This is a genomic window from Sphingobium sp. Cam5-1, assembly GCF_015693305.1.
In the GTDB taxonomy this organism is placed as follows: domain Bacteria; phylum Pseudomonadota; class Alphaproteobacteria; order Sphingomonadales; family Sphingomonadaceae; genus Sphingobium.
Map to the genome: position 1 here is coordinate 1,634,610 of NZ_CP065138.1, position 15,154 is coordinate 1,649,763.

At 63.0% G+C, this 15,154-nt stretch carries 14 protein-coding genes; 6 read left to right on the forward strand and 8 right to left on the reverse strand.

Annotation, left to right across the window (positions count from 1 at the left end; genetic code table 11):
- Positions 1–6: 6 nt before the first annotated feature.
- Positions 7–1,404: an alanine/glycine:cation symporter family protein gene (locus tag IZV00_RS08240; RefSeq protein ID WP_196224215.1), complete on the forward strand. Its 1,398-nt coding sequence runs from the start codon at positions 7–9 to the stop codon at positions 1,402–1,404.
- A 64-nt stretch (positions 1,405–1,468) separates the two neighbouring features.
- Here IZV00_RS08240 and IZV00_RS08245 read toward each other — a convergent pair whose 3' ends face one another.
- The 5 genes from IZV00_RS08245 to IZV00_RS08265 form a co-directional block, all read right to left on the reverse strand.
- Positions 1,469–1,651, reverse strand: a complete 183-nt coding sequence (locus IZV00_RS08245) for a CsbD family protein (RefSeq protein WP_196224216.1) — start codon at positions 1,649–1,651, stop codon at positions 1,469–1,471.
- Positions 1,652–1,788: 137 nt separating this feature from the next.
- Positions 1,789–2,322: a 30S ribosomal protein S9 gene (gene rpsI, locus IZV00_RS08250; RefSeq protein ID WP_196224217.1), complete on the reverse strand. Its 534-nt coding sequence runs from the start codon at positions 2,320–2,322 to the stop codon at positions 1,789–1,791.
- Complete coding sequence (rplM, locus tag IZV00_RS08255) at positions 2,322–2,801, reverse strand: 50S ribosomal protein L13 (protein WP_097092068.1); 480 nt, start codon at positions 2,799–2,801, stop codon at positions 2,322–2,324. The genes rpsI and rplM overlap by 1 nt, the downstream gene beginning before the upstream one ends.
- A 131-nt stretch (positions 2,802–2,932) precedes the next feature.
- The gene (gene cutA / locus IZV00_RS08260) at positions 2,933–3,253 is read right to left on the reverse strand and encodes a divalent-cation tolerance protein CutA (protein WP_196224218.1); all 321 of its coding nucleotides are present in this window, start codon (positions 3,251–3,253) and stop codon (positions 2,933–2,935) included.
- Positions 3,250–4,293: a COX15/CtaA family protein gene (locus tag IZV00_RS08265; RefSeq protein ID WP_196224219.1), complete on the reverse strand. Its 1,044-nt coding sequence runs from the start codon at positions 4,291–4,293 to the stop codon at positions 3,250–3,252. Before IZV00_RS08265 ends, cutA begins: the two co-directional genes overlap by 4 nt.
- A gap of 140 nt (positions 4,294–4,433) precedes the next feature.
- Here IZV00_RS08265 and IZV00_RS08270 point away from each other — a divergent pair, with 140 nt between their 5' ends.
- Positions 4,434–6,470, forward strand: coding sequence for a hybrid sensor histidine kinase/response regulator (locus IZV00_RS08270; RefSeq protein WP_230463139.1), 2,037 nt, complete (start codon positions 4,434–4,436; stop codon positions 6,468–6,470).
- A 174-nt stretch (positions 6,471–6,644) separates the two neighbouring features.
- Here the strand turns inward: IZV00_RS08270 and IZV00_RS08275 are convergent, their stop codons facing one another.
- Both IZV00_RS08275 and IZV00_RS08280 read right to left on the reverse strand, forming a co-directional pair.
- Positions 6,645–7,274, reverse strand: a complete 630-nt coding sequence (locus IZV00_RS08275; RefSeq protein ID WP_196224220.1) for a 2-dehydro-3-deoxy-6-phosphogalactonate aldolase — start codon at positions 7,272–7,274, stop codon at positions 6,645–6,647.
- Positions 7,271–8,173: a 2-dehydro-3-deoxygalactonokinase gene (locus IZV00_RS08280; RefSeq protein ID WP_196224221.1), complete on the reverse strand. Its 903-nt coding sequence runs from the start codon at positions 8,171–8,173 to the stop codon at positions 7,271–7,273. Before IZV00_RS08280 ends, IZV00_RS08275 begins: the two co-directional genes overlap by 4 nt.
- A 99-nt stretch (positions 8,174–8,272) precedes the next feature.
- Here IZV00_RS08280 and IZV00_RS08285 point away from each other — a divergent pair, with 99 nt between their 5' ends.
- The 3 genes from IZV00_RS08285 to IZV00_RS08295 are packed head-to-tail and all read left to right on the forward strand — an operon-like array spanning position 8,273 to position 11,797.
- Positions 8,273–10,075 (forward strand): IlvD/Edd family dehydratase, encoded by a 1,803-nt coding sequence (locus IZV00_RS08285; protein WP_196224222.1) that lies wholly within the window; start codon positions 8,273–8,275, stop codon positions 10,073–10,075.
- Between the two features lie 16 nt (positions 10,076–10,091).
- The gene (locus IZV00_RS08290; protein ID WP_196224223.1) at positions 10,092–11,021 is read left to right on the forward strand and encodes a Gfo/Idh/MocA family protein; all 930 of its coding nucleotides are present in this window, start codon (positions 10,092–10,094) and stop codon (positions 11,019–11,021) included.
- 17 nt (positions 11,022–11,038) lie between these two features.
- The gene (locus IZV00_RS08295; protein WP_196224224.1) at positions 11,039–11,797 is read left to right on the forward strand and encodes a FadR/GntR family transcriptional regulator; all 759 of its coding nucleotides are present in this window, start codon (positions 11,039–11,041) and stop codon (positions 11,795–11,797) included.
- 315 nt (positions 11,798–12,112) lie between these two features.
- On the opposite strand, the gene IZV00_RS08300 is transcribed toward IZV00_RS08295, so the two are convergent.
- Entirely contained in the window at positions 12,113–14,773 is a 2,661-nt protein-coding gene (locus IZV00_RS08300) for a GAF domain-containing hybrid sensor histidine kinase/response regulator (protein ID WP_230463355.1), read from the reverse strand.
- Positions 14,774–14,899: 126 nt separating this feature from the next.
- Here IZV00_RS08300 and IZV00_RS08305 point away from each other — a divergent pair, with 126 nt between their 5' ends.
- Positions 14,900–15,109: a hypothetical protein gene (locus IZV00_RS08305; RefSeq protein ID WP_196224226.1), complete on the forward strand. Its 210-nt coding sequence runs from the start codon at positions 14,900–14,902 to the stop codon at positions 15,107–15,109.
- Positions 15,110–15,154: the final 45 nt, after the last annotated feature.

A 15,154-nucleotide genomic window follows, 5' to 3' on the forward strand; every position in this document is an offset into this window, starting at 1 on the left:
TAGCAGATGGACGGTTTCAATGCAGCGGTGGACGCGCTTTCAAGTGCGGTCTTCTTCAAGGTGCCCGTCATGGGTGCCCGGATCGAACTGATCGTCCTCTATCTTGCGATCCCGATGTTGTTTTTCACCATCTGGCTAGGCTTTCCCAATGTCCGCGCCGTGGGACGGGCACTACGGATATTGCGGACCCAGCCAAGCGCGGGCGAGGCCAAGGGCGACGTCAGTCAGTGGGGCGCTTTGACCACAGCGCTCGCCGGAACGATCGGCCTTGGCAACATCGCCGGGGTCGCGGTTGCGTTGACCATGGGCGGGCCGGGAGCGATCTTGTGGATGTTCGTGATCGGCTGGTTCGCAATGACCGTGAAGATGGCCGAAGTGACGCTCGGCCTCAAATACCGGACATTTGATCAGCGCGGCCATGTGCATGGTGGCCCCATGTATGTGCTCAAAGCCATAGGTGCGGCCCGAGGCTGGCCCCGTCTGGGACTTACGCTTGGCGGCCTTTACGCCTTCTTCGCCCTATTTGGCGCGATCCCGATGGTGCAGGTTAATCAGAGCTTCGCGCAGGTGAAGGTCGTGACCGGTCTCTCTAACGGCTGGGCCTATGGCGTGCTTCTGGCCGCCGCCGTGGCGTTGGTGACACTGGGCGGCGCGGCATGGCTTGGCGAGGTCGCGAAACGGCTCACCCCACTCAAGGTGGCCGTCTATCTCATTGGTGTCGCTGCCGTTCTCATCATCCATGCGCCAGCGATACCCGGCGCATTGGCCCAGATATGGCACGGCGCCTGGAATGGCAGCGCGGCCATGGGAGGCGCCGTCGGGGCCTTTGTCTCGGGAATGAGGCGAGCGGTCTTTGCGAGCGAGGCCGGTGTAGGCTCCGCGGTCATGGCGCACAGCCTGGCACGAGTGCGCCATCCGGTTTCCGAAGGCCTGGTGGCCCTGCTCGAACCGCTGCTCGGCACAATGATCGTCTGTTCGGTGGGTGGTCTGGCGCTGGTGGTCGCGGGCACTTGGACATCAGGACTGGAAGGCATCGCCATCACGTCCGCCGCCTTCTCGCAGGTATCACCGTGGTTTCCATGGCTGCTAGCGATCGTCGTTGTGCTGTTCGCCTATTCCACGCTTGTCGCGTGGGGCTTTTACGGCCTTCAGGCTTGGGGATATCTGTTCGGTCATGGGCCAAAGGCGCAGTGGAGCTACAAGATCCTCTATATCGTCGCGCTGCCCCCTGCGGCCGCGATCGACCTAGGCCGGGTTGTGGACATCGTCGATAGCAGCTTCTTCCTGATGGCGATTCCCAACGTTATTGCGCTTTATCTCTGCGCGGGAGAGTTGCGGCGAGATGTGCGGGCCTATCTGAGCAAAACGGAAGAACATGCCTCAACAAGCGGACTTAAGGACTAACCGATAAGCGAAAGGCCCCACCAGTTGGCGAGGCCTCTCTTAAATTATATCGGGTTGGGTTGGCTCAGATCTTGTCCCCCAACGCTCCCTTAACGGATCCTTTGACGTCCTGAGCAGTGCCCTTAGCCTTCTGCGCCTTTCCTTCTGCAATCAGATCTGCATCGTTCTGGTTTCGGCCCACGGCCTCCTTGGCCGCTCCGGCAATCTTATTGCCTGCCGCTTTAACCTTGTCAGTCATTTCACCCATAACGTCCTCCTGTCGAAAGCTACGATGGGTCAACAACCTGGAGTGACCGAAAGTTGCCGCCGGTACGATTGCGCAACGGTTGCAGAAAAAAAAGGGGCCGGAAAACCGGCCCCTTCCAAAATATTGGTAGCTGACGCTTAGCGCTTCGAGAACTGGAAGCTGCGGCGAGCCTTGGCGCGACCGTACTTCTTACGCTCGACGGTACGGCTGTCGCGGGTCAGGAAGCCTTCGGCCTTGACCGCGCTACGAAGCGCCGGTTCATACTTCGACAGAGCCTGGGCAATGCCGTGCTTGACCGCACCAGCCTGGCCCGAGAGACCGCCGCCCTTGACGGTGGCAATCACGTCATACTGGCCTTCGCGCTCAGTGATGCCGAAGGGCTGGTTGATCACCAGACGCAGGGTCGGGCGAGCGAAATATACTTCCTGATCGCGGCCGTTGACCGTGATCTTGCCGGTGCCGGGCTTCACCCAGACGCGGGCGACGGCATCCTTACGGCGGCCGGTCGCATAAGCGCGGCCGAGGCTGTCGATTTCCTGGGCGCGCAGCGGAGCCGAGGGCTGAACAGGAGCGATCGGCGCGTCGGCAGCGACGGCCTCACCAGCGGCGGGCGCGGGAGCGTTGGCGGTCAGCGACGCGAGGTCGGACAGGGACTGGCGGTTATCGGACATTATGCACCCACCTTGTTCTTGCGGTTGCGCGATGCGAAATCGAGCACTTCGGGGTTCTGCGCTTCGTGCGGATGTTCAGCACCGGCGAAGATGCGCAGGTTCCGCATCTGCTGACGGCCGAGCGGACCACGGGGGATCATGCGCTCAACAGCCTTTTCCAGGACGCGCTCGGGGAAACGGCCTTCCAGGATCTTGGCAGGCGTGGTTTCCTTGATGCCACCAGCATAGCCGGTGTGCTTGTAGTAGACCTTGTCGGTCAGCTTGCGGCCGGTGAACTTCACCTTGCCAGCGTTGATGATGATGACATTGTCACCGCAATCGACGTGGGGCGTGAAGCTGGTCTTGTGCTTGCCGCGAAGGATGTTCGCGACGGTCGAGGCGAGGCGGCCGACGACGAGACCTTCCGCGTCGATCAGGATCCACTTCTTTTCGACCGTTGCCGGGGTTGCCGGCTTTGTGGTCTTCATCAGCGCCTTCATGGTGCCAATCTCCAGAATGAAATAGTGAATTGAACGCGTTTTGAGGGCGATCAAAGATGGGCGCTAATGACCGGCGAGGTTCGAGAAGTCAAGAGATTCGGCGGGTTTCCTGACGGGTAAAATAATACCCGTCATTTTGCGATCTGTTCAGCGACCCATTTTGCATAGCTTAAGTTCGCGCTTTCCACCGGCAATGCGAGGATCGCGGGCACTTCATAGTCGTGAAGTTCCGCGATGCGCGCCATCAGCGCGTCGCGGCGTGAGAGCGTGGTCTTGAACAACACCGGAAACTCCGCCGCGCTTTCCAGCACGCCGTTCCATTCATAGAGCGACGTCGCAGCCCCGAGCATGTTGGCGCAGGCGGCCAGCCCTTCCCCGATAAGCTGGCGCGCGACGCGGTCGGCGGCCTCCGCCGAGCCGAAGAGCGTGTAGACGAGCGCGACGCCGCTCACGCCCGACGCGACCCGACCGCATGCGCGCCCCAGGCGGCGGAAGCGACAACGAGGGCGCCGACCGCCTGATGCAGCACCGCTAGTGGCAAGGCGATGCCACTGACGACGGTGGCGATGCCCAGCGCGATCTGCGTGCCGACGGCGGCATTGATGGCGATCGAGGGACCGCGCCGTCCCGCCCGCTTTGCCCTACGCGCAAGCAGGATCAACATCGCGGCGGCAACCCATGCCCACCAGCGATGGATGAAATGGACGAGATAAGGGTCGCTGGACAAGGTCGCCCAAAGCGATCCCAGCCACGAAATCCCCTCAGGCACGAGATGGTCGTTCATGAGCGGCCATGTGTTCGAGACATAACCGGCGTCGAGCCCGGCGGTGAAAGCGCCGAACATCAGCTGGACCAGCAGCACCAGCAGGGCGACCAGCGCAAAGGGCCTGAGCGCGGCCGGACGGGCGGCAGGGTTCCGCGCGAGGCCAAACAGATCAAGCGCGGTCCAGATGAGGCCACCCATGATGAAGAGCGCGGTCAGCAGATGAACCGCAAGCCGGTAATGGCTGACGTCGGTGCGCACGGAGAGGCCAGAAGTCACCATCCACCAACCAATCGCACCCTGAAGTCCGCCGAGCGCCAGCAAAGCGACGAGACGCCAGCCATAGCCGTACGGGATAGTGCGGCGAAAGGCGAACCACAGGAGCGGCAGGGCAAAAGCCAGGCCTATCAATCGTCCAAGCAGCCGGTGCACCCATTCCCAGAAGAAGATGAATTGGAAATCGGACAGGGTCATGCCCTGCCGCAATTGCTGATATTCGGGGATCTGCTGATAGAGGCGGAACGCGTCCATCCACTGATCATGGGTCAGCGGCGGAATGGCGCCGGTGATCGGTTTCCACTGCGTTATCGACAGGCCCGATTCGGTAAGCCGGGTAATGCCGCCCACCACCACCATGCAGAAAACGAGCGCTGCCACCGTGAGTAGCCAGCGGGCGATCGCGACGGGACGGGAAACATCCATGGCCGGGCGAAGGGCAAGTTCAGTCATGGCGCCGATCCATGCGCCGATGCCCGGATTGTTGCAAGAGGGCGCCCATAGGACAAAAGGTCGCAACGATCCGTAACGAGCGGATACAAATCAACGGACAGGCGTATCCCGTCTATGCACTTCTTAACAGAGGATAATCGATGAGCGCCCCGGCGACCGACATTGCCGGAATGATCGCTGCACAAGGTCCGATCGGGGGTCTGACGGCGCGCATCGGCGACGGGTCCCCTCTGGGGCCTGTCGGCCAATGGTCGCCTGCGCTGATTTCAACCGTACGGCTGATGCTGTCTTCCAAGGCGGAGATCGTGCTGTTTTGGGGGCCGCAACTCTGCGCGCTCTATAATGAAGCCTATGCGCCGACGATTGGCGACAAGCATCCGGGGGCACTGGGCCGTCCGGCGCGGGAGAATTGGGCCGAACTATGGGACGATCTGGAGCCTCTGCTGCTGTCGGTACTGGAAAAGGGTGAGACGGTGCATGCCAAGGACCGCCCCTTTTACATCGAGCGGGACGGCGGCCGGGGCGAGGAAGTCTATTTCGACATCAGCTATTCCCCCGTGTTCGAAGCGGACGGGTCGATCGGCGGGGCGCTGTGCATCGTCAGTGAGACAACGCAGCGCGTCCGAACCGAGCGAGAGATGCTGGCGGATCGCAACCGATTATGGACGCTGGCCCGCGACCCTTTTCTGATCGCCGACATGGACGGCGTGTGGCTGTCGGCCAGCCCTGCATGGACGGACATATTGGGATGGAGCCAGGAGGAACTGATCGGCCGCACGTCGGAGTGGATGGAGCATCCCGATGATGTCGCGCACGTCCGGAACGAGGTTGATATGCTCCAGCAAGGCATTCCCACGCGACGCTTTGAAAACAGGTTCCGAACAAAGGACGGCGATTATCGTAACTTCAGCTGGACGGCGGTGCCCGACAATGGGCTGATTTATTGCGTGGCGCGCGATGTCACCGAACAGCGCGCCCATGCCCGCGCGCTGGCCGAGGCGGAGGCTGCGTTGCGGCAGGCGCAGAAGATGGAGACGCTGGGCCAGTTGACCGGCGGCGTGGCCCATGACTTCAACAATCTGCTACAGGTCGTGACGGGCAATCTTGAACTGCTCCAGCGCGGCCTCAAAGATAATGAGCGGATGCGGCGCGCGGCGGATAATGCGATGGCGGGCGCGGAACGTGCGGCGATGCTGACGCAGCGGTTGCTCGCCTTTTCCCGCCGCCAGCCTTTGGCGCCCGAGCGCGTGGACCCCAATCGGCTGGTGAGCCGCATGTCGGAGTTGCTGATCCGCACATTGGGCGAGCGGATTGAGGTTGAGACGATTCAGGCTGCACGGGCCTGGCCGATCGAAGTCGATCTTAATCAGATGGAAAATGCGCTGTTGAACCTGGCGGTCAATGCGCGCGATGCGATGCCCGAGGGCGGCAAGCTGACCATCGAGGTCGCCAATACACATATCGATGACCGTTACGCAGCGCAGGAAGAGGATGTGCAGCCCGGCCAATATGTGCTGATCAGCCTGTCGGATACGGGACAGGGCATGGATGCGGAGACATTGAGCCATGCGATCGAGCCGTTCTTCACCACCAAGGAGGTGGGCCGGGGCACCGGGCTTGGGCTGTCCATGGTCTATGGTTTCATCAAGCAATCCGGCGGCCATATCCGGGTTTATTCGGAGGTCGGCGAAGGGACGAGCGTCAAGATTTACCTCCCCCGTTTCCATGGCCTTGTTCCAGCCAATGATCAGTTGGAGGAGGCGCCGCGCCCGGTCGTGAGCGGGGGCGATGAGACGGTTCTGGTGTGCGAGGATGACGATAAAGTCCGCGCCTATGCTGTCGAGGTGCTGAACGAGCTAGGCTACCGGGTGATCGAAGCCAGCAACGGCGCGGCGGCGCTGGATGCGTTGGAGCAGGCCCCGGTGCCGGTCGATCTGCTATTTACAGATGTGGTGCTGCCCGGTGGGATGACAGGCGCGGACGTTGCGCGGGAAGCGGCGGCGAGGCGGCCGGAGCTTAAGATACTGTTCGCGACCGGATATGCACGCAATGCTATTTTCCACCATGGGCGGCTGGACCCGGGGGTGGAGTTGCTGACCAAGCCTTTCACTTACGCGGAATTGGCGGGGAAGGTGCGTGAGGTGTTGGACCGGCGGGAAGAGCAGCGGGTGGGGTAGTGGATTGGGGATGGGCTTCGACTTTGCTCAGCTGGGCTGGACGCAATTGAACGGAGAATTTTACATCCTAAACCCGTTCGGGCTGAGCTTGTCGAAGCCCACTTTTTTTAAAATGAAGAAAGTAGAGCCCTTCGACAAGCTCAGGGCGAACGGTGGTGGGAGGGGTGGCGCACGTTAGCCCAGCGCTTGCCATGCCGCGACCAACGCCCTCGCGCGCTCCGCTACCGTCGAGGCATTGTCGCCGGGGCGGTATAGGGCGCCGCCGACGCCGATGCCTTCGCAACCTGCGCCGAGCCATTGGCCGATCGTGTCGGCGCCAGTGCCGCCCACTGCCCAGAGGCCGACTTGGCGCGGCAGCACTTCCTTGATGGCCTTTATATAGGCGGGGCCGAGGCTGGCGGCCGGGAACAGTTTCAGGCGGCGGGCGCCAGCGCGGACGGCGGCGAAGCCTTCGCTGGGGGTCATGAAGCCGGGCAGCATGTCGAAGCCATATTGCGCGCCACGGGCGATGACGGTTGGATCGGTGTTGGGCGTCACCATGATGCGTCCGCCGGTGCGGCGGAGGTCGTCCACCGCCTCGACCGTCAGCACGGTGCCGCCGCCGATCAGCGCGGTCGCGCCGAACGCCTGTTGGAGCGCGGTGATGCTTTCGAAGGGTTCGGGCGAGTTCAGCGGTACTTCGATGATGCGGATGCCCGCGTCGATCAGGGCCGCGCCGATCTCCACCGCCTCTTCGGGGCGAAGGCCACGGAGGATAGCGGCGATGGGGGGTGCTCCGGCGGCAAGAAGGGAATCGAGGGTCATGCGGCATTCTCCGGAAGGGTGAGGCCAGCGAGGACGCAATCGTCGCCGCTTAAGGATCGGGAAGCGAGGCGCTGCGCCTCCAGCGCCTCTGCATAGCGGGCGCAAAGGCGCTGGTCGCCGATGAGGGTGATGCCGCCTACTTCGCCGAGCATGGCGCGCACTTCGGTTATTTCGCAGCTGATGAGAAGGCCGGAGAGATAGCCAGCGGTCCAATCCGGGGAACGTCCGTCGCGCAGGCGCTTGGCGCGGGCGGCGAAGAGGTTGGTGAGGAGGCGGCCCTGCCCTGCCGCGTCGAGACCTTCGGCGAAACCTTTCGCCTCTTCGGCGGCTTGGGTGGGGGCGGCTTTGGGGCCGAGGGTGGAGTGATCGCGCAGCAGGGCGAAGAGTTCGCCAGTGGGCACGGTGCGGAAGCTGACGATGCGGCCATCCTCCACCAGCGACCATTTATTGTGGGTGCCGGGCAGGACGATGAGGTGGCGGCCCTCCGCAAGGTCAGGATTCCGATGCATCGCGCCGAAGATTTGCGTTTCTTCGCCGCGCATGACGTCGGGTATGCCGTCCTTGTCGGTGCAGGCCAGGCCCGCGAGGATCGTGACGGGCGTGCCTTGCCATTCGAAGCGGACGGCAACAGTGCGCCATTGCTGCGCGGTGGCGGGGCAGTCGGCATAGGGCGCCTCCACCCAGCCGTCGCGTGCGCCCGCCATGCCGCACAGGCGGATACTGCCGGGCGTGCCGTCTTCCAGCCAGGGCGCGATGGTTTGGGCAAAGGCTTGCGCGGCGTTCGCGCCCGCTTCGGCAATGCCGGGACCTTCGCGGCGCGCGGTGACTTGCCCCTGCTCCATGCGGAAGAGGCGCAGGCGGCTGGTGCCCCAGTCGCCGACGACGTCGTAGCTGCTCATGCGCACGTCATTTCCGTTCTTGTCTGCTTATTTGTATGAGTATATGCAACGGCCGATAGCGTCAATGCGTCGCGCACCTCATGTCTTTCAGGAACCCTCATGGCCGCTTCGTCTCAGCCCGACCGGAAATTGCGCAGCCGCGCCTGGTTCGACAATCCCGACAATATCGACATGACGGCGCTCTATGTGGAGCGTTACCTGAATTTCGGCCTGAGCCTGGAAGAGTTGCGCAGCGGCAAGCCGATCATCGGCATCGCGCAGACGGGGAGCGACCTGTCGCCCTGCAACCGCCATCATCTGGTGCTGGCCGAGCGCATCCGCGAGGGCATTCGCGAGATGGGCGGGATCGCGCTGGAATTTCCGGTGCATCCAATCCAGGAGACGGGCAAACGGCCGACGGCGGGGCTGGACCGCAACCTTGCCTATCTGGGGCTGGTCGAAGCGCTGTACGGCTATCCGATTGATGGCGTGGTTCTGACGACGGGGTGCGACAAGACGACGCCTGCGCTGTTGATGGCGGCGGCGACGGTGAATATTCCTGCGATCGCGCTTTCTGTCGGGCCGATGCTGAACGGCTGGTACAAGGGGCAGCGGACGGGGTCGGGCACGATCGTCTGGCATGCGCGGCAGCTGCTGGCGGCGGGTAAGATCGATGATGAGGGCTTCATCAAGCTGGTGGCGTCGTCGGCGCCCTCGACCGGCTATTGCAACACGATGGGCACGGCGACCACGATGAACTCGCTGGCCGAAGCGCTGGGGATGATGTTGCCGGGAACGGCGGCGATCCCCGCGCCCTATCGCGATCGGCAGGAAGCGGCGTGGCGTACCGGCAAGCGGATCGTGGAGATGGTGGCGGAGGATTTGAAGCCGTCCGACATATTGACGCTGGATGCCTTTCATAACGCGATCGTGGTCAATTCGGCGATCGGGGGATCGACCAATGCGCCGATCCATCTGGCGGCGATTGCGCGGCATGTCGGTGTTGAACTTCCGCTGAAGGATTGGGAGACGGTGGGGCATAGCGTGCCGCTGCTGGTGAACCTGCAACCTGCGGGCGAATATCTGGGCGAGGATTATTATCGCGCGGGTGGCGTGCCTGCGGTGGTGGGGCAGCTGATCGCGCAGGGCCTGATCCGCGAGGGCGCGATGACTGTCAACGGGCGGACGATGGGGGAGAATTGCCGAGGGGTGGCGATCGAGGATGAGAATGTCATCCGGCCCTTTGCGCAGCCTTTGAAGGAGGAGGCGGGGTTTCTGGTGCTATCGGGCAATCTGTTCGACGCGGCGATCATGAAGACGAGCGTCATCAGTGAGGAATTTCGCCAGCGCTATTTGTCCAACCCTGCCGATCCCAACGCCTTTGAGGGGCCAGCAGTCGTATTCGACGGGCCGGAGGATTATCATGCGCGCATCGATGATCCGGCGGTGGGCATCACGCCAGACACGTTGATGTTCATGCGCGGCGCGGGGCCGATCGGCTATCCGGGCGCGGCGGAGGTCGTGAACATGCGGCCGCCTGCTTACCTCATCACCGAAGGCGTGTCCGCCCTGCCCTGCATCGGCGATGGGCGACAGTCGGGGACTTCGGGAAGCCCTTCGATCCTCAACGCGTCGCCGGAGGCTGCGGCGATGGGCGGGCTGGCGCTGCTGAAGACCGGGGACCGGGTGCGGATGGATTTGGAGGCGCGGAAGGTGAATGTGCTTATTCCCGACGAGGAGCTGGAGGCGCGGCGCGCGGCGCTGCGGGCAGAGGGGGGTTATGCCTATCCCGCTTCGCAGACGCCGTGGCAGGAAATCCAGCGGGCGCTGGTGGGGCAGCTGGACAAGGGCGCGATCCTGGAGGGTGCGGAGAAATTCCAGCGGATTGCGCAGACTCAAGGCCTGCCGCGCGACAATCATTAAGAGCTAAGGAGACGCCATGAGCGGGATCATCAAGGCGGGACTGGTTGGCTTGGGCAAGATCGCCCGCGATCAGCATCTGCCCGCTATCGAACAGACAAGCGGCATCGATCTGGTGGCGGTCGCCAGCCGCAACGCGCGGGCGGACGGGGTGAACAATTACCCTACGCTCGACGCGATGCTGGCGGGAGAGCCGGACATGAATGCGGTGATCCTGTGCCAGCCGCCGCAGGTGCGGTACGAGGCCGCGCGCAAGGCCATATTGGCGGGCAAGCATGTGTTTCTGGAAAAGCCCCCCGGCGCGACGGTGACGGAGGTCGAGGCGCTGATCGCTCTGGCGAAGGCGCAGGGCGTGACGCTCTATGCGAGTTGGCACAGTCGCCATGCCGGCGCCGTGGGGCAGGCAAAGGCATGGCTCGCCGTGCGCAAGGTCACGCGTGTTTCGATCGAATGGCGCGAAGATGTGCGGCACTGGCATCCGGGCCAGCCGTGGATTTGGGAAGCGGGCGGCTTTGGCGTGTTCGACCCCGGCATCAATGCGCTGTCGATCCTGACCGAAATCATGCCGGAGCCGGTGACGATGCTGTCCGCCAGCCTGGAAGTTCCATCCAATAAGGACGCCCCCATCGCCGCCGCCCTGAAGATGGCGAGCGCGTCAGGCGCGCCGATCAATGCAGCGTTCGACTGGCGGCAGACCGGCCCGCAGACATGGGACATCGCGGTCGAGACAGACGATGGCGCGCTGATCCTGTCAGAGGGCGGAAACCGCCTGACGCTGAACGGGGACGTCATGGTGCAGGCACCCGACCATGAGTATCCCGATATGTACCGGCTGTTCGTCGAGCTGGTGGGGCAAGGCGCGATCAATGCGGATACCAGCCCGCTGCGACTGGTGGCTGACGCCTTCCTTTGCGGCAAGCATTGCCCTACGGCGGCGTTCGACGATTAGACCAAAGGAGCAAGGCATTGGGGAGCGAAGACCAGCGTCCAGCCGAACGCAAGTTCGGACATGAGGAAGGCGGGCTTCGCATCCATCAGGCCATCGCCCGGCAGCTGGGCACCGCCATCGTCGCGGGAGTCCACAAGCCCGGCGATATTTTCGAAGGCGAGATCGAGGCCGCCGAACGACTGGGCGTATCCCGCACCGCCTATCGGGAAGCGGTGCGCATTCTGGTGGCCAAGGGCATGCTGGAAAGCCGACCCAAGGCGGGCACGCGCGTCCTGCCGCGCAGCCGCTGGAATGTGCTGGACCCGGAAATGCTGGCCTGGATGTTCGCGGGAGAAGCCGACCCGGCCTTTGTCCGCGATCTGTTTGAACTGCGCGGCGTAATCGAACCGGCAGCGGCGGAGCTGGCGGCGCGGCGGCGCACCGATGAACAGCTTTCGGCGATGGAGCAGGCGTTGATGAGCATGCGCGATCATGGCCTTTCGTCCGAAGAGGGACGTGCGGCCGACCAGCGTTTTCACCACGCTATCCTTGCCGCGACACAAAATGACGCTCTGGCTGCGCTGGCAAGTTCGGTGGGCGCGGCGGTCAGTTGGACCACGACATTCAAGCAGCGGAAGAAGTCGCCGCCGCGCGATCCTTTCGCGGATCATCGTGCGGTGTTCGATGCGATTGCCTCGCGGGATGCGGACGGGGCGCGATCTGCGATGGCGGAGCTGTTGCGGCTGGCGCTGGCGGATATGGATGTTGCGCTTTCCGGGCCGGGGGCGGGTTCTTAGAGCATTGAGCGCCGCCGCATGGCGAGAGCAACCATCTTTGTTCGCGCAGAGGCGCAGAGATCGCAGAGGAATTCGAGACTTTTCGACCCACGCGCCTCCCGTCGGCGGCAAACCCCGATCCCGCTCGCTTTTCAACGCGCGGCACCGCCCAACCCGCAGCCCCTCTGCGCTTCTGCGCCAATAAAATGCTGATCCCCTGAATCCTGCTCCCCACATGCCGGGCCAAGCATGACCATTCTTATAAGAAGTAGAGCCCTTCGACAGGCTCAGGGCGAACGGAGGTTGTAGGGCAACCGGGAGCTTTTTGGCTCCCGATCAGCTTTGATCGATCAGGTCGCGTAGGCGGCTTGCCAGTTCCTGTAGTGTGAAGGGTTTTGCGAGCAGGGAGATACCCGGGTCCAGCTTTCCGTCGCGTAGGAAGCCGTCGCGGGTGTAGCCGCTGGTATAGAGGATTTTGAGATCAGGCCTTAATGCGCGGGCCTTTTCGCTTAACTCCTTGCCGGACATTCCCGGCATGACCACATCGGTGAAAAGCAGGTCGATCGGCTGATCCTCCGCTTCGATCAGGCGCAGTGCAGCGTTGCCGTCGGCTGCCTCCAGAGCCCGGTAGCCAAGTTCGCGCAAAGTCTCGACGGAATAGGCGCGCACGCCGTCGTCATCTTCCACCACCAATATGGTTTCGCCATTGGCTGACAGGTCGTGCGCGGCGGCCTTTTCCTCCCGCGCCTCATCCGCCTCTCCGATAAAGCGCGGCAGGTAGATTTTGACGGTGGTCCCCTGCCCCTGTTTCGACAGCACTTCGACATGGCCGCCCGATTGCTTGACGAAGCCGTAGACCTGACTGAGGCCGAGCCCCGTACCCCGGCCGATTTCCTTTGTGGTAAAAAAGGGTTCGAAGATGCGCGTCAGAACAGGGGGCGCCATGCCGGTGCCGGTGTCGCTGACCGCGATCATCACATAATTGCCCGGCGTCACGTCACCACAAGCGGCGGTATAGCCGCTGTCCAGATGCGCGTTGCCGGTTTCGATCGTCAGCGTTCCACCGTCCGCCATGGCATCGCGGGCATTGACCGCGAGGTTTAGCAGCGTACTTTCGATCTGGTTGGGATCAGCCTCTACCAGCCATAGATGCGGCCCGCTCACCGTTTTCAGCTCGATAAGCTCGCCAAGGGCACGCTTCAGCAGATCAGAAAGCCCGTCCACCACCCGGTCCAGATACAGCGGCTTGGGCGACAAGGGTTGCCGCCGGGAAAAGGCGAGCAGCCGCTGGGTGAGCGACGCCGCACGCTCCGCCCCCTGCCGCGCATTGGCGATCGCACGGCTGATCTTGGCCGGGTCCGATCCCGTTTCCAGATTGCGCTGCGCGAGTTCGATATTGCCGTTGATGACGGTCAGCAGGTTGTTGAAGTCGTGCGCGATGCCGCCGGTGAGTTGCCCCACCGCCTCCATTTTCTGCGCCTGACGCAGCTGTTCCTCGACCGCCCGTTTTTCGGTGAGGTCGCGCGTCACCTTTGCAAATCCGATCAGACGGCCCTGATCGTCATGAATGGCGTCGACGATGATACTGGCCCAGAATTCGGACCCATCCTTGCGCACTCGCCAGCCTTCAGCCTCAAACCGTCCGGCGCTGGCCGCGACCTGAAGGGTGTGGGCAGGCATGCCCGCTTGCTGGTCCGGATCAGTGTAGAAGCAGGAGAAGTGACGCCCGACGATTTCATGGGCCGTATAGCCCTTGATCCGTTCCGCCCCGGCATTCCAGTTGGTGATCGTGCCGTTCGCGTCCAGCATGCACATGGCGTAATCGGTCACGCCCTGAACCAGCAGGCCGAAGCGCCGTTCGCTTTGTTCCAGTTCGCTGAAGGCAGCGCGGATCTGCTCGGTACGCTGCTCGATCCGCTGTTCCAGCGTGGCGTTCAGCTGGCGCAATTCCCCTTCCGCCACCGTTCGCGCCGCGATTTCCCGCTGCGCCTTGTGGTGGAGGCGGGCATTATCGATGGCGATCGACGCGTGCCCGGCAACCCCGGTCATGATCTTTTCATGTTCGGCGGTGAAGCGGCCGGGCAGATGATGACCGAAGAAGAGGCCGCCCTGCACTTCGCCGCTTTGCGAGATGACCGGCACCGCGAGATAGCTGGTGACGGGCAAGTGGCCGGGCGGCATGCCCTTGTGCGGGGCATTGTGGCCGTAACGGGCGTCCTGCCGGATGTCATCGGATCGGACGATGCCCTCGCCCAGGAAAGTGGGCGCGAAAACGGCCGTGTTGCGCGGCATGGGAAAGTCGGCAAAGGCTTCCCTCGGAACGCCCGAAAGGCTGTAGAGCATGTAGCTCTCACCCTGCTGGCCGATCAGATTATAGAAAAAGGCGCCGAATTCAGCGCCGGTCAGTTCCACGGCGGCGTCGGTGATCGTCTGAACGACTATGTCCAGATTTGACTCGGCGGCGACAGCGGCGCCTATGCGATTGATGATCTCGAACGAGGTCTGCAACGACACGTTGCGCACGGCCGCCCCGACAAGCCGGGCAAGCTGGCCGAGCAAATCGACCGAAAAATCGTCCGGCGCATTTGCGCGCGACCAATAAGCGCCGATCGCCATCGGCTGCGATCCGGTTTCGACCGGCGTCATCACCATGCTGCGAACGAAGGTGTCCGCATATAGTTGATGGGGAACGCGCGCGTCGGCGAAAATATCGGGGATGACCGCTGCCTCCCCATGCGCCATTACCCAGCCGGAAACACAGGCTGAACGCGGGAACCTTTGCCCCTTCCACAGGGGTTCGACGGCATCTTCGGCGACGTAGATGCAGTCATCGCCTTCCGCCAGCACGACCGTGATGCCCTGCGCCCCTGCGATGACACGCGCCGCCGTCCGCACGACTTCCACCACATCCTCCAGCGAACGGGCGTTCGCCAGACGCTCTGCTGCCGCGAACAATGGCGTCCATCGGTGAGGAGCGTCTTGAGCGGGCAGCACCATGTCCAACAAAGCAGCTTTCGAAAAATTGGGACGCCCCAGCATAACGCTTTGTTTTTGAACCGCCAACCGCCCGAATTGCCGCAAGATGGTGAAAAGCTCTTAACCCTGGTTGCATAAACGGGGTTGATGAAGGTCAGGGCGGCGAAGCGGGCAATCGGCTATGATCACGCCGAGGCAGAACGAGCGATTCGCATCGTTCAGCAAAATGGCCGGGAGGCGGCATGGCGGACATGGATCGCCCGCGCCAGATGCCCGCCGAGCTTTTCGATGATGACGGGAAAGCGCATCCCGGACAGCCGCGTGCTCGTGCAGTTAGCCCGTAGCCGTCCGGGATGACCTCATCGCCATTCAGGGAATGACAACGCTGTCTTTCTTTAGACA

Excerpts from the sequence above, each read along its gene's own strand:
- IZV00_RS08240 (WP_196224215.1), top strand. The coding sequence starts at position 7 with ATGGACGGTTTCAATGCAGCGGTGGACGCGCTTTCAAGTGCGGTCTTC.
- IZV00_RS08245 (WP_196224216.1), bottom strand. The coding sequence starts at position 1,651 with ATGGGTGAAATGACTGACAAGGTTAAAGCGGCAGGCAATAAGATTGCC.
- rpsI (WP_196224217.1), bottom strand. The coding sequence starts at position 2,322 with ATGTCCGATAACCGCCAGTCCCTGTCCGACCTCGCGTCGCTGACCGCC.
- rplM (WP_097092068.1), bottom strand. The coding sequence starts at position 2,801 with ATGAAGGCGCTGATGAAGACCACAAAGCCGGCAACCCCGGCAACGGTC.
- IZV00_RS08265 (WP_196224219.1), bottom strand. The coding sequence starts at position 4,293 with ATGACTGAACTTGCCCTTCGCCCGGCCATGGATGTTTCCCGTCCCGTC.
- IZV00_RS08270 (WP_230463139.1), top strand. The coding sequence starts at position 4,434 with ATGAGCGCCCCGGCGACCGACATTGCCGGAATGATCGCTGCACAAGGT.
- IZV00_RS08275 (WP_196224220.1), bottom strand. The coding sequence starts at position 7,274 with ATGACCCTCGATTCCCTTCTTGCCGCCGGAGCACCCCCCATCGCCGCT.
- IZV00_RS08280 (WP_196224221.1), bottom strand. The coding sequence starts at position 8,173 with ATGAGCAGCTACGACGTCGTCGGCGACTGGGGCACCAGCCGCCTGCGC.
- IZV00_RS08285 (WP_196224222.1), top strand. The coding sequence starts at position 8,273 with ATGGCCGCTTCGTCTCAGCCCGACCGGAAATTGCGCAGCCGCGCCTGG.
- IZV00_RS08290 (WP_196224223.1), top strand. The coding sequence starts at position 10,092 with ATGAGCGGGATCATCAAGGCGGGACTGGTTGGCTTGGGCAAGATCGCC.
- IZV00_RS08300 (WP_230463355.1), bottom strand. The coding sequence starts at position 14,773 with ATGGTGCTGCCCGCTCAAGACGCTCCTCACCGATGGACGCCATTGTTC.
- IZV00_RS08305 (WP_196224226.1), top strand. The coding sequence starts at position 14,900 with ATGAAGGTCAGGGCGGCGAAGCGGGCAATCGGCTATGATCACGCCGAG.